The 13,433-nt window shown below is 64.5% G+C and carries 10 protein-coding genes; 3 read left to right on the forward strand and 7 right to left on the reverse strand.

Features of this window, described 5'->3' with window-relative positions; all coding sequences use genetic code 11:
* Positions 1–174: 174 nt before the first annotated feature.
* From AC0L3B_RS34095 to AC0L3B_RS34105, 3 genes are all read left to right on the forward strand, one after another.
* Positions 175–1,041: a beta-keto acid cleavage family enzyme gene (locus tag AC0L3B_RS34095; protein WP_473381854.1), complete on the forward strand. Its 867-nt coding sequence runs from the start codon at positions 175–177 to the stop codon at positions 1,039–1,041.
* A 113-nt stretch (positions 1,042–1,154) separates the two neighbouring features.
* Positions 1,155–2,771 (forward strand): acyl-CoA carboxylase subunit beta, encoded by a 1,617-nt coding sequence (locus AC0L3B_RS34100; protein ID WP_018455962.1) that lies wholly within the window; start codon positions 1,155–1,157, stop codon positions 2,769–2,771.
* Complete coding sequence (locus AC0L3B_RS34105) at positions 2,768–4,741, forward strand: acetyl/propionyl/methylcrotonyl-CoA carboxylase subunit alpha (RefSeq protein WP_473381858.1); 1,974 nt, start codon at positions 2,768–2,770, stop codon at positions 4,739–4,741. The genes AC0L3B_RS34100 and AC0L3B_RS34105 overlap by 4 nt, the downstream gene beginning before the upstream one ends.
* 50 nt (positions 4,742–4,791) lie before the next feature.
* Here the strand turns inward: AC0L3B_RS34105 and AC0L3B_RS34110 are convergent, their stop codons facing one another.
* The 7 genes from AC0L3B_RS34110 to AC0L3B_RS34140 all read right to left on the reverse strand — a co-directional run bounded on the left by AC0L3B_RS34110 (position 4,792) and on the right by AC0L3B_RS34140 (position 13,162).
* Positions 4,792–5,778: an ABC transporter ATP-binding protein gene (locus AC0L3B_RS34110; RefSeq protein ID WP_018455964.1), complete on the reverse strand. Its 987-nt coding sequence runs from the start codon at positions 5,776–5,778 to the stop codon at positions 4,792–4,794.
* The gene (locus AC0L3B_RS34115) at positions 5,775–6,782 is read right to left on the reverse strand and encodes an ABC transporter ATP-binding protein (RefSeq protein ID WP_018455965.1); all 1,008 of its coding nucleotides are present in this window, start codon (positions 6,780–6,782) and stop codon (positions 5,775–5,777) included. Before AC0L3B_RS34115 ends, AC0L3B_RS34110 begins: the two co-directional genes overlap by 4 nt.
* Positions 6,782–7,675 carry an ABC transporter permease gene (locus tag AC0L3B_RS34120; RefSeq protein ID WP_018455966.1) on the reverse strand — a complete coding sequence of 298 codons (894 nt, stop codon included), beginning with the start codon at positions 7,673–7,675 and terminating at the stop codon, positions 6,782–6,784. The genes AC0L3B_RS34115 and AC0L3B_RS34120 overlap by 1 nt, the downstream gene beginning before the upstream one ends.
* A gap of 9 nt (positions 7,676–7,684) precedes the next feature.
* Positions 7,685–8,632 carry an ABC transporter permease gene (locus tag AC0L3B_RS34125; protein WP_018455967.1) on the reverse strand — a complete coding sequence of 316 codons (948 nt, stop codon included), beginning with the start codon at positions 8,630–8,632 and terminating at the stop codon, positions 7,685–7,687.
* Between the two features lie 35 nt (positions 8,633–8,667).
* The gene (locus AC0L3B_RS34130; protein WP_085361917.1) at positions 8,668–10,266 is read right to left on the reverse strand and encodes an ABC transporter substrate-binding protein; all 1,599 of its coding nucleotides are present in this window, start codon (positions 10,264–10,266) and stop codon (positions 8,668–8,670) included.
* Between the two features lie 172 nt (positions 10,267–10,438).
* Complete coding sequence (locus AC0L3B_RS34135; protein WP_377791586.1) at positions 10,439–11,989, reverse strand: AMP-binding protein; 1,551 nt, start codon at positions 11,987–11,989, stop codon at positions 10,439–10,441.
* 18 nt (positions 11,990–12,007) lie between these two features.
* Positions 12,008–13,162 (reverse strand): iron-containing alcohol dehydrogenase, encoded by a 1,155-nt coding sequence (locus tag AC0L3B_RS34140; RefSeq protein ID WP_085348656.1) that lies wholly within the window; start codon positions 13,160–13,162, stop codon positions 12,008–12,010.
* Positions 13,163–13,433 lie beyond the last annotated feature (271 nt).

Consider the following 13,433-nt stretch of genomic DNA (forward strand, 5'->3'; position numbering starts at 1 on the left):
GATCTACGCCAATACTGTCGTGCAACGGGGCACGCCCTGGATCGAAAAAGCCGCCTAGCCTTTAATGGTTGCTACGGTTTATCGCCTTTTTCCAGCTTCTCCGCGCAAGAAGCCGCCTGCCGCCCATCACATGATCGCAAACGTTGAATTATCAACGTGCGAGACATTCAAGGCATGAGCGACAAGGCCGTCATCACCTGCGCGCTGAACGGCGTGCTCACCGACCCGAAGCAGCACAACGTGCCTGTCACGCCCGAGCAGATGGCGCGCGAGGCCAAGGCTGCGTTCGATGCCGGCGCGTCCATCATGCACATCCATCTGCGTCAGCAGGCGCCGGACAAGGGGCATCTGCCGTCCTGGGAGGTCAGCGTCAGCAAGGAGATCCAGCAGGCGATTCGCGAAGCCTGCCCTGGCGTGATCATCAATCACACCTCCGGCGTCTCCGGGCCGAACTACAACGGTGCGCTGGATTGTATCCGCGAGACCAGGCCGGAGATCGCGGCCTGCAATGCCGGCTCGCTAAATTACCTGAAGGTGAAGGCCGACAACAGCTGGGCCTGGCCGCCGATGATCTTCGACAATGCGGTCGAGAAGGTGAAGGACTATCTCGACGTCATGAACGCGGTCGGTACCATCCCCGAATTCGAATGTTTTGACGTCGGCATCGTCCGCTGCGTCGGCATGTACCGCCAGGTCGGCATGTACAAGGGCCCGCTCGAGTATAACTTTGTGATGGGCGTCGCCTCCGGCATGCCGTCGGATCCCGATCTGCTGCCGATCCTGATTAAGCTGAAGCGTCCCGAGGCGCAATTTCAGGTCACCGCGATAGGCCGCGAAGAAATCTGGCCGCTGCACCAGCGCTGTGCGGAGCTCGGCGGTCATCTGCGCACCGGTCTCGAAGATGCCTTCTATCTCGCCGACGGCAAGAAGGTAACGTCGAACGGCCAGCTGATCGACGCCATCGCCGCCTGCGCCCGCCGTGCCGGCCGCGAGATCGCGAGCCCGGCGGAAGCGCGAAAGATTTTTGGGACGAATAGGTAAATTATCGCCTCAACCGTCATTGCGAGCGAAGCGAAGCAATCCAGAATCTCTCCATGGATGCGCCTGGATTGCTTCGTCGCTTTGCTCCTCGCAATGACGAGCAGGATTGAGTCATGTCCATTCTCGAAAACACGATTTCTCCCGGCAGTGCCGCCTATCGCGCCAACCGCGACGGCATGCTTGGCCTGATCGACCGCATGCGCGCGCTGGAAGAGCGCACGCGTGCGGCATCAGCCGCGGCGAAAGACCGCTTCCACAAGCGCGGCCAGCTGTTGCCGCGCGAGCGCGTCGCGCTGGTGCTCGATCCCGGCGCGCCCTTCATCGAGCTGTCCACGCTCGCCGGCTACATGTTCGACGTATCTGATCCGGACAAGAGCGTCCCCGGCGGCGGCGTCATCGCCGGCATCGGTTTCGTCTCGGGCATCCGTTGCATGGTCAGCGCCAACGATTCCGGCATCGATGCCGGCGCGCTTCAGCCCTACGGCCTCGACAAGACGATACGCGTGCAGGAGCTCGCGCTGGAGAACAAGCTGCCCTACGTCCAGCTGGTCGAAAGCGCCGGCGCCAATCTCCTGCGCTACCGCGTCGAAGACTTTGTCCGCGGCGGCAACATCTTCCGCAATCTCGCGCGACTCTCCGCAGCGGGCCTGCCCGTCGTGACCGTAACCCATGGCTCCTCGACCGCCGGCGGCGCCTATCAGACCGGCCTGTCCGACTACATCGTCATGGTCCGTGGCCGCACCCGCGCCTTCCTCGCCGGGCCGCCGCTGCTGAAGGCCGCCACCGGCGAGATCGCGACCGAAGAGGAGCTTGGCGGCGCCGAGATGCACACGCAGGTGTCGGGACTTGGCGACTACCTCGCCGAGGATGACCGCGACGCCCTGCGCATCGCGCGCGAGATCATGGCGGCGCTGGAATGGGAACGGCCGGGCAGGGCGAGCGCGGAATATAAGCCGCCGCGCTACGATCAAGACGAACTGCTCGGCATTATGCCGATGGACCACAAGCGCTCCGTGGACATGAAGCAGGTGATCGCACGTATCGTCGATGATTCCGACTTCACCGAGATGGCGCCGAACTACGGCCCGGCCACCGTCTGCGGCCATGCCCGCATCGAGGGCCAGACCATCGGCATCATCACCAACAACGGTCCGCTCGATCCGGCCGGTGCCAACAAGGCGACGCATTTCATCCAGGCGTGCTGCCAAACCCGAACGCCGCTGCTCTATCTGAACAACACCACCGGCTACATGGTCGGCAAAGCTTACGAAGAAGCCGGCATGATCAAGCATGGCTCCAAGATGATCCAGGCGGTGACGTCGGCGACAGTGCCGCAGATCACCATCTATTGCGGCGCCTCGTTCGGCGCCGGCAATTACGGCATGTGCGGGCGCGGCTTCCATCCGCGCTTCTGCTTCTCCTGGCCCAACGCCAAGACTGCCGTGATGGGCGGTGAGCAGGCCGCCGAGACCATGGCGATCGTCACCGAAGCCGCAGCCGCGCGTCGCGGCAAGCCGGTCGAAAAAGAAAAGCTCGATGGCATGAAGGCGCAGATCGTCGGCGTGTTCGACGGCCAGATGGACGTGTTCTCGACCAGCGCGCGCGTGCTCGACGACGGCGTGATCGATCCGCGCGACACCCGCGCGGTGCTGTCCGAAGTGCTCGCGATCTGTCGTGAAGGTGACGCGCGGAGCCCACAGCGCATGCAATTCTCGGTGGCCCGCCCATGAGGAACGGATCAGTGCAGCACCGGCCGTTCTTCAAGGTCCTGATCGCCAATCGCGGCGAGATCGCACTGCGGGTGATGCGCAGCGCGCGGAAGCTCGGCCTCGGCGTCGTCGCGGTCTATTCGGATGCGGATAGGGATGCGCTTCATGTGCAACAGGCCGACCAGGCCGTGCGAGTCGGCGAAGCGCTGCCGGCGCAGTCCTATCTCAACATCGCCGCGATCATAGCGGCCGCAAAGGCCAGCGGCGCGGATGCCGTTCATCCCGGCTATGGCTTCCTCGCCGAGAACGAGGAGTTTGCGCAAGCCTGCAAGGATGCCGGCCTCGTCTTCATCGGCCCGTCGCCGCAGGCGATCGAGACAATGGGCAACAAGGCCGGTGCCAAGGAGATCATGAAAAAGGCCGGCGCGCCCGTCGTGCCCGGCTATCAGGGCGCCGATCAGGGCGATGAAGTCATGCTCGCGGAGGCGAGAGAGATCGGCTTTCCCGTGATGATCAAGGCGGTCGCCGGCGGCGGTGGGCGCGGGATGCGGCTCGTGGCGGATGCCAATTCGTTCCCGGATGCACTGCGTAGCGCGCGGTCCGAGGCGAAGGCGGCGTTTGGCGATCCGACGGTGATCCTCGAACGCGCCATCCAGAATCCCCGTCACATCGAGATTCAGGTGTTCGGCGACAGCCATGGCAATGCCATCCATCTTGGCGAGCGCGACTGCTCGGTGCAGCGGCGGCACCAGAAACTAATCGAGGAGGCGCCGTCGCCCGCCGTGACGCCGGAACTGCGCGCGAAGATGGGCGAGGTCGCGGTCGCCGCGGTGAAGGCGCTCCGTTATGAGGGCGCCGGCACGCTCGAATTCCTGCTCGATGCGAGCGGCGAGTTCTACTTCATGGAAATGAACACGCGCCTGCAGGTCGAGCATCCCGTGACCGAGGCCATCACGGGGCTTGATCTCGTCGAATTGCAGCTGCGCGTCGCGCGCGGCGAGTCGCTGCCGGTCAAGCAGCAGGACATTCGCTTCACAGGCCACGCCATCGAGGTGCGGCTGTGCTCGGAGGACGCCGCGCAGGATTTCATGCCGCAGTCCGGGCGCATGGCGCGCTGGCAGGTGCCGGATGGCATCCGCGTCGAACATGCGCTGCAATCGGGCTCCGAGATTCCGCCGTTCTACGATTCCATGATCGCGAAGGTGATCGGCCATGGCGCGACCCGCGAGGAGGCGAGGGGGCGGCTGATCGTCGGCCTGGAGCAACTGACCGGATTTGGTGTGACTACCAATCAGACTTTCCTGATGTCATGCCTGCGTCATCCCGGCTTCGCCAAAGGCGAGGCGACCACGGCGTTCATTGGTGCCCATCGCGACGAGCTGCTGGCGCCGCGCGCGGACGCCGCATTCGACATGGCCTTGGCCGGCCTGCTGCTCTACGTCACGAACCCCCAGGCACCGTCGTGGCGCCGCGGACGGAGCCTCGCGGCAACGTTCCCGCTGCCGGCGAAAATCGAGATCGCAGGCCAGGCGCTTGAGCTAGAAGTCTGGCGCGAGCGCGATGGCAGCTACATTGTTGCCAGGGACGGCCGGCAAGACAAGTTCGAGATCGACCAACTCGATCTCGACGTGATCCGCTTCCGCCATGACGGCGTGATGGACAGTGCCAAATTCCTGCGCGACGGCGACCGGCTCCACCTCCAGCGCCGCGGCATCCCGCTCGCGGCGACCGATCTCACCCTCGCCGCGCCGAAGGCGGCCGCAAGCAACGGAGACGGCAAGGTTCGCGCTGCCATGAACGGCCGCGTCGTTGCCGTCCTGGTCAAGCCGGGCGACCGCGTCACTGCCGGCCAGCCGGTGATGACGCTGGAAGCGATGAAGATGGAGCATGTCCACAAGGCCGGCATCGACGGCGTCGTCGCCGCGATCGACGTCGCCGAGGGCGAGCAGGTGACAACGGGCCGGATCGTGGCGGAGATCGGGGCTGAGTAGGGCGGCAAGCTCAACTCGTCGCCCCGGCGAAGGCCGGGACGACAGCGGAGCTACTGGCTCCGCCCCGTTCCGCCATTGAGCAAGCACGCCACCTGGTGCCCGTCCCCCGCGTCCACCAACGCCGGTCGTTCCGTCCTGCATCGCTCCATCGCATACCGGCAGCGGGTGTGAAACGCACAGCCCGGCGGCGGATTGACCGGGCTTGGCACGTCGCCGTCGACCAGCGGCACGAGCTTTTTGGCGAGCGGGTTGGCGACCGGTACCGAGGCGAGCAGGGCCTGCGTGTAGGGATGGCGCGGATTGCGGAACAGCTCGTCCTTGTCCGCGATCTCGACGATGCGGCCGAGATACATCACGGCGACGCGGTGACTGATATGGGCGACCACGGCGAGGTCATGCGCGATGAAGAGGTAGGAGAAGCCGTGCTGCCGTTGCAGATCGATCAGGAGATTGATCACCTGCGCCTGGATCGAGACATCGAGCGCGGAGACCGGCTCGTCGCAGACGATCAGGCGGGGCCCGAGCGCCAGCGCGCGGGCGATGCAGATGCGCTGGCGCTGGCCGCCGGAGAATTGATGCGGGAAGTTGCGCATCTGGTCGGGCCGCAAGCCAACCTGCTCGAACAGCTGTGCGGTACGTGCCTCCAGCGCTTTGCCGGTCGCGAGCCCGTGCACGAACAGCGGCTCGCCCACGATGTCTCCGGCAGTCATGCGCGGGTTGAGCGAGGCGAAAGGATCCTGGAATACGATCTGCATCGAACGACGGTGTGGCCGCAGCGCGGACTTGGAGAGATGCGTGATGTCCTCGCCTTCGAGGCGAATCTGGCCCGAGGTCGGCTCGACCAGCCGCAGCACGCTGCGCGCCACCGTCGACTTGCCGCAGCCGGATTCGCCGACAAGGCCCAGCGTCTCCCCGACCCCAACCGAAAACGAGACGCCGTCGACCGCATGCACTGTGCCGATTTGTCGGCGCAACACGCCGGCGCGCACCGGATAGTGCTTCTTGAGTTCGGTGACTTCGAGCAGTGCGTCGGTCATGCCACCTCCGCCACTTCGGCTGCGCGCCAGCAGGCCGCGAGATGGCCGCCGCCCCAATCGATGAGCGGCGGATATTCGGCCTCGCAGCGCTTGATCGCGAGCTTGCAGCGTGGCGCGAACGCGCAACCTTTGGGCAGCCCCACCAGCGACGGCACGGTGCCGGGAATTTCGTTCAACCGTGCCGGCGCGGCAACGCCGGGCGCCGGCACCGCCGGGATCGATGCCATCAATCCGCGCGTGTAGGGGTGCTTTGGCGCGGCGAACAGCGCCTCGACGCTCGCTTCCTCGACCTTGCGTCCCGCATACATCACGATGACGCGTTGCGCGGTCTGCGCGACGACGCCGAGATCATGCGTGATCAGCACGAGCCCGGTGCCGAGCTCTTTCTGAAGGTCTAGGATCAGCGCCAGAATCTGCGCCTGGATGGTGACGTCGAGCGCGGTCGTGGGCTCGTCCGCGATCAGCAGCACCGGCCGGCACGCCAGCGCCATCGCGATCATGGCGCGCTGGCGCATGCCGCCGGACAGCTGATGCGGATATTCCCGCGCGCGCCGAGCCGGCTCGGGGATGCGCACCAGGCGCAGCATCTCGATTGCGATGCCCCGGGCCTCTTTGCTCGACATGTTCCGGTGCAGCCGCACGGTCTCGACGATCTGGTCGCCGATCCGCATCACCGGATTGAGCGAGGTCATCGGCTCCTGGAAGATCATCGAGATGCGGTTGCCCCTGACGGCACGCATCTCTGCTTCGTCCAGCGTCAGAAGGTCGGTGCCTTCGAGCGTGACGGAGCCGCCGACGATGCGGCCGGGTGGATCCGGCACCAGCCGCATCAGCGATAGTGCAGTGACGCTCTTGCCGCAGCCGGATTCGCCGACGATCGCCAGCGTCTCGCCGCGCTTCACCGTGAAGGAAACATCATCGACGGCCTTGAACAGACCGGAGTTGGTGAAGAACACCGTCTTCAGGTTCTTCACCTCGATCACGAGATCGGAGTTCTCAGCCATCAGCCGCGCTGCCGGGGATCGAGGATGTCGCGCAAGGCGTCACCGAACAGATTGGCGCCGAACACCGCGAGGCTGATGGCGATGCCCGGGAAGATCACCAGCCATGGCGCCGTGCGGACATATTCGGCGGCGGATTCAGAGAGCATGCGCCCCCACGACGGGTACGGCTCGGGAATGCCGAGGCCGAGGAAGGAGAGCGAGGCTTCCGTGAGGATAGTCGAGCCGAGCTGGGCCGTCGCAAGCACGATCAGCGGCGCCAGCGTATTCGGCAGCACGTGACGGAGCGCAATGCGTACCTCGCTCATGCCGATCGACTTGGCGGCCTCGATGAATGGCAGCTCGCGCAGCGCCAGCGTGTTGGCGCGGATGACGCGCGAGACGGTCGGGATCAGCGGAATGGCGATCGCAATGATGACGTTCGGCAAGGACGGCCCAAGCGCCGCGGTCATGATCAGGGCCAGCACCAGCAGCGGCAGCGCCTGGAGGACATCGGAGACGCGCTGGAACACGAGATCGACCCAGCCGGAGAGATAGCCGGAGGTGAGGCCGACGATCACGCCGATGCTGCCGCCGAGCGCCGTCGAGCCGATGCCGACCGCGAGCGAGATCCGCGCGCCATGAATGATGCGGCTGAAGACATCGCGGCCGAAGGAATCCGTGCCCATCCAGTGTGCCAGGCTTGGACGCGCCAGTGCCCGAGCGGCATCGATCGTCAGCGGATCGTAACGCGCGATGAAGTCGGCGAAGATCGCGGTGAACACGAACAGGGTCATGATGACGAGCCCGGCCGCGCCCAGCACATGCCGCTGCGCCAAAAACAGCACGCGCCGCCAGCCGACGGTCGCGTGCGCCCCGGCGCGCCTCAGTTCAACGTCATAGTCGATCGCAGCCAACAGGTTCTCCTAATCCGTGTACCGGATACGCGGGTCGAACACCGCGTACAGCATGTCCACGATGAAATTCGCGCTCACCACGACGATGGCAATCAGCATCACCAGGTTCTGCACGATCGGATAATCGCGCCAGCGAATCGCTTCGACCAGGAAGCGCGCGACGCCGGGGATGTTGAACACCGTCTCCGTCACGATGAGGCCGCCGATCAGGAACGCCGCTTCGATGCCAATCACGGTGATGACGGGCAGAATCGCATTCTTCAGCGCATGCTGATAGTTCACAGCGGCGTCCGATGCGCCCTTGGCACGCGCGGTGCGGATATAGTCCTGCCGCAGCACCTCCAGCATCGAGGATCGCGTGATGCGCATGGTCAGTGCCGCGCTGCGGAAGCCGACGGCTGCGGCGGGCACGGCATAGGTCGCAAACGCTTCCAGCCAAGTCGCTGGATTCGGGTTGAAGATCGGCATCTGGTTGAACATCGCCACCGAGGCGGTGAGGATGAGCAGGCCAAGCCAGAACGAAGGCAGCGACAATCCGCTGAGGCTCACCACACGCAATGCGTAGTCGAGCCTCGTTCCCTGCTTCACCGCGCTGATCACGCCAAGGGGGATGCCGATCGAGGTCGAGAACAACAGCGCCAGGCCAGCGAGCCGTGCGGTGATCGGGATCCGTGGCAGGATCTCCTGGAGCGCCGGCTTCTCGGAGACGTAGGAGTAGCCAAAATCGCCGCGCAGGAAGCCGCTGATCCAGTGCCAATATTGCACCACCAGCGGCTGGTCGATGCCGAGCTCCTTCTCCAGATTGGCCTTGTCGGCGGGGTCCACATAGCCCGCGGCGGCGAACAGGATGTCGACGATATTCCCGGGGACGATGCGCAGCAGGAAGAAGATGACGATCGAGATCCCGAACAGGGTCAGGAGCATCAGCAACAGGCGCCGCACCAGATAGGCAAACATGCATCGCCTCCCGTCGAACCCATCAGCCGCCCGCGCTACTTGTCCATCCAGACGTCCTCGTAGCGATAGCCATTGTAGGAGCTGTTCGACATCACCGTCACGCCCTTGACGTAAGGTTGCCAGCAGCTGCCGGTACGTGCGTGGAAGATGATCGGGCGGGCGACGTCCTCCTGCAGCTTCTTGTCGATGTCCCACACCAGCTTCTTGCGCTTGTTAATGTCGGTCTCCTGGGACTGCACGTCGAACAGCTTTTCGATCTCCTTGTTGCAGTAATTGGTGTAGTTGCGCTCGGAGCCGCAGGAATAGTTCTCGTAGAAAGACTGGTCGGGGTCGTCGACGGCATTGCCGGTCAAATTGAGCCCGAGCATGTAATCCTTCCGCGCGATCTTCGGGAACCAGTTTGCGGTCTCGACCACGTCGAGCTCGCCGTCGATATAGATGCTCTTGAGCTGATCGATCAGGATCACCGCAGGATCGCGGTAGACCGGAATGTTGCGGGTCGAGACCTTGACGGCGAGATGCTTATCCGGCCCATAGCCGGCCTTCTGCATCAGCTTTTTCGCTTCCTCACGGTTGGCGTTGATGTCGGGGCCGTAGCCCGGAATGGTCTCGAGCATCTCCTTCGGCATCCCCCACAGCCCATTCGGCGGCGGCAGCAGGGTGCCGCCGATGTCACCCTGGCCCTCGAACAAGATCGAGATGAAGGCCTTTCGGTCGAGCGACAGCGCCATGGCGCGACGGATGTCGATATTGTCGAACGGCGGCGCGGACGAATTGACGATGATGTTGGTGGCGACATTGTTGGGCTCGACCACGCAGACCGCGTTCGGCGCCTGCGATTTGACGTCCTTGAGCAGCGGGATGCTCACCTCGGTCGGGAAGGTCATGTCGAACTTGCCGGCGACGAACGCGAGGATCGCGGTGGAGCGGTTCGGGATGATGGTGAACTCGATGCCGTCGAGATAGGGCCGGCCCTTGCGCCAATAGTCGGGATTGCGGGTCAGCTTGATCGATTCATTGGCCTTGAACTCGACGAACTTGAACGGCCCGGTGCCGATCGGGTGCGTGCGCATGTCGCCGGGCGAGACGTGGCAGGGATAGACCGGCGTGTAGCCCGAGGCGAGCAGCGCCAGCAGCGAAGGCTGTGGCCGCTTCAGGTTGAAGGAGACCTCGAGATCGCCGTTGGTGGAGACGTCGTTGACCTGTTCGTACCAGCTCTTGCGCGGGTTCTGCCGGAACTTCTGCTGCGACTTGCCCATCAGCATGTCGAAAGTGCATTTGACGTCCGCCGAGGTGAACGGCTTGCCGTCGTGCCACTTCACGCCCTGGCGTAGCTTGAAGGTCAGCGTCTTGTTGTCGTTGACCCAGGCCCAGCTCTCGGCGAGCTCGGGCACGATGGTGTCCATGCTGTTCTGCGCCACGTCCTGCTTGTAGATGACGAGGTTGTTGAACACCGGCATGAAGGGAACGTTGAGCGAGTAGGTCGCGCCTTCGTGGATCGAGGCATTGCCGGGACTGTCGCGGTGGTACATCCGCAAAATGCCGCCCTGCTTGGGCTCGCTGGCGAGTGCAACGCTCGAAAACGCAAGCAAAGATAGCGCCGCCGTCGCGGCGAGCGCCCGTACGCTCCGCATCCTCGTCCTCCCTGGACATCGGCCTTTTGCGGCCTGTTTGTCCCGACGATAGCGGCGCGTGCGCGGTGAGGCAACCGTCAAGGTCCGCTACTCTCTTGGCAATTCGGACGACGGAAGGCCGCAGGGGTTTCTCTCACGATGAGAGGGAAGTTTCTCCGGCGACAGCGGCCCTTCACACAATCCTTGACGCCTTGTTCCCCCAATACCGGTCCCGCAGCAGCCGCTTGTACAGCTTCCCCGTCGGCAGCCGGGGCAACTCCTTCTCGAAATCGACCGAGCGCGGCACCTTTTGCCGCGACAGCGACGCCCCGCAGAACGCGATCAGCTCCTCGGCGAGCGCCTCGCCCGGCACGGCCCCGGGCATCGGCTGCACCACCGCCTTCACCTCTTCGCCGAGATCGGAATTGGGCACGCCGAACACCGCGGCGTCCGCAACCTTCGGATGGGTGATCAACAGATTCTCGCACTCCTGCGGATAAATGTTCACGCCGCCGGAGATGATCATGAAGGTCGCGCGGTCCGTTAAATAGAGGAAGCGATCCTCGTCGACATAGCCGACGTCGCCGACCGTGCTCATGCTGCCGTCGGTCGAGCGCGCTTCCTTGGTCTTCTCGGGATCGTTGAAATATTCGAACGGTGAGGCCGTCTTGAACCAGACCTGTCCTGGCGTGCCGGTGGGGCATGGCTTCATGGTCTCATCGAGAATATGGAGGTCGCCGAGCAGCACCTTGCCGACGGTGCCGCGGTGGGCGAGCCATTCCGCGCTGTCGCAGGCGGTGAAGCCAAGGCCCTCGGTGGCGCCGTAGTATTCGTGGATGATCGGTCCCCACCATTTGATCATGTCATCCTTGACCTGCGCCGGGCAGGGCGCGGCGGCATGGATCGCGATCTCGAGCGAGGAGAGGTCGTAGCGCGCGCGCACCTCCTCCGGCAGCTTGAGCATGCGCGAGAACATCGTCGGCACGAGCTGGGTGTGGGTGATACCCCATTGCTCGACGAGCTGGAGGTAACGCTCGGGATCGAAATTCTCCATGATGATCGCGGTGCCGCCCATGCGGATCGTGAGGTTCACGGCGGCCTGCGGCGCCGAATGATAGAGCGGCGCCGGCGACAGGTAGATCATGCCCTCGCGGTAGTGCCAAAGCTTTGTCAGGAAATCGAACAACGGCAGATTGTGTTTCGGCGGCTCCTCCGGAAGCGGCCGCAGAATCCCTTTTGGCCGTCCCGTCGTGCCCGATGAATACAGCATGGCGGTGCCGAGCCATTCATCCGGGATCGGCGTCTTCGGCAGGTCGGCGGTTACCTCAGTGAGGCCGACGATGCGCTCGCTCTCGCCCGAGCCGTCGGCGACGATGCACAGCTTGATGTCGGGGCAGACCTTGATCGCCTCGCGGGCGATATCGAGCTTCGCAACCGACGTGATCAGGATTTTCGACTGGCTGTTGACCAGGAGATAGGCGAGCTCGCCCGGCGTCAGGAACGAGTTGATGCAGGTGTAGTAGAGGCCGGAGCGCTCGCCCGCGCCGCAGGCTTCGAGGTAGCGGGAATTGTTCTCCATGAAGATCGAGTAGTGGTCGAGCCGCTTCAGGCCATACTTGCGGAACAGGTGCGCCAGCCGATTGCTGCGCGCATCGAGCTCGCGATAGGTGACGGCCTCGCCGGTCGTCGCCATGATGAAGGCGGGCTGGAGTGGGCGCAGGCGGGCATGCTGACCTGGGTACATCAGTCCTCCGGCTTTGGATCATGCGGCAAGAAGCAGGATTTCGCGCACTTGAGCGGGGCTGTCGATCTTGCGCGGGTTGCGCGGGATCCAGTTCGTGCGCATCGCAGCGTCCGCGATGGCGTCGAAATGCTCCGGCGAGACGCGCACATCGGCGAGGCTGCGCGGCATGCCGAGCGAGCGGATGAAGGCATCGAGCACATCGGCTGCCGCGCGGCCGGGAAAGCCCATTGCGGCCGCGACGATCATCTGGCGCTCGGCATTGTCGCGCGCATTCCAGCGCATCACGGCCGGCAGCATGACGCAGGAGGTGTAGCCATGCGGTACGTCGAAGGCTGCGCCCAGCACGTAACCGATGCCGTGGCTCGCGCCCATCGGCACGCCAGCGGCGAGCGCGCCCATCGACAGCCAGGTGCCGATCTGCGCATCCATTCGCGCGTCGAGGTCAGCAGGGTCAGCCTTCACCCGTGGCAGCGCGTCGGCGAGCATGGCGAGGCCCTTCACCGATTGCGCGTCGGCATAGGGGTGCGTCTCGCGCGAGCAGATCGCCTCGACGCAATGATCGATGGCGCGGATGCCGGTCGAGAGGAATAGCCATTCCGGCGTGTGCACGGTGATGGCGGGATCGAGGATGGTCGCGCGCGGAACGCTGAGCGGATGCCGTAGCATCTGTTTCACATGGGCGGTGCGGTCGGTGACGCCTGCGATCGAGCTGAACTCGCCGCCGGCGATCGTGGTCGGCACGCTGATCTGACGCACGGTCGGCGCCGTCATCTCGGGCGCGACGCCCTTGTGCACGCGGATACGCTCGATGCCGTCGACATCGTCGATGCCGTTGGCGAGGCAGAGCTGCACCGCCTTGGCGCCGTCGGTGATCGAGCCGCCGCCCACGGTGACGATCAGGTCGGCGCCCGCTTCGCGCGCCGCATTGGTGGCGGCGATCACCGCCTCGCGCGGGGTGTGCGCCGGCATGGCATCGAAGACGCCCGCGCAATTTGTGCCCAGGGCTTGTTTGATCTTGGCGATTTCGTCGGTCTGCCGGTTGAGCGTGCCCGAGACCATCAGGAAGGCGCGGCGCGTCCCCAGCCGGTCCATCTGGGCGACCACGGCCTCGGCCGCGGGGTGGCCGAACACGACTTCCTCGATCGCGCCGTAAACGACTCGTCCCTGGTGCACGCCTGTCCTCCCCGGACAATTCGTCTTGTTTTATGAGGAGCAATCTAGCCGAGCCGGCTCCGCCCGTCATGTGCAAAGACGCTAACGCACTCTCCGCTTGCTCTCCCGGCTCACGGGGAGAGGCGAACAAGCCCTGTCAACCCGTCATCCGGTCAGGGCATTCCTCCGAGCATTGCCTGCGCTTTGGTCTTGAAGAGTTCATCATTGCCACCCATCTTGTGGCGCCCGCGGGTACAGGCGTACCCTGCTTTTTCCGCGGCTTTGATGCGAG

The sequence above is a fragment of the Bradyrhizobium sp. Kon56 genome (genome assembly GCF_055807635.1).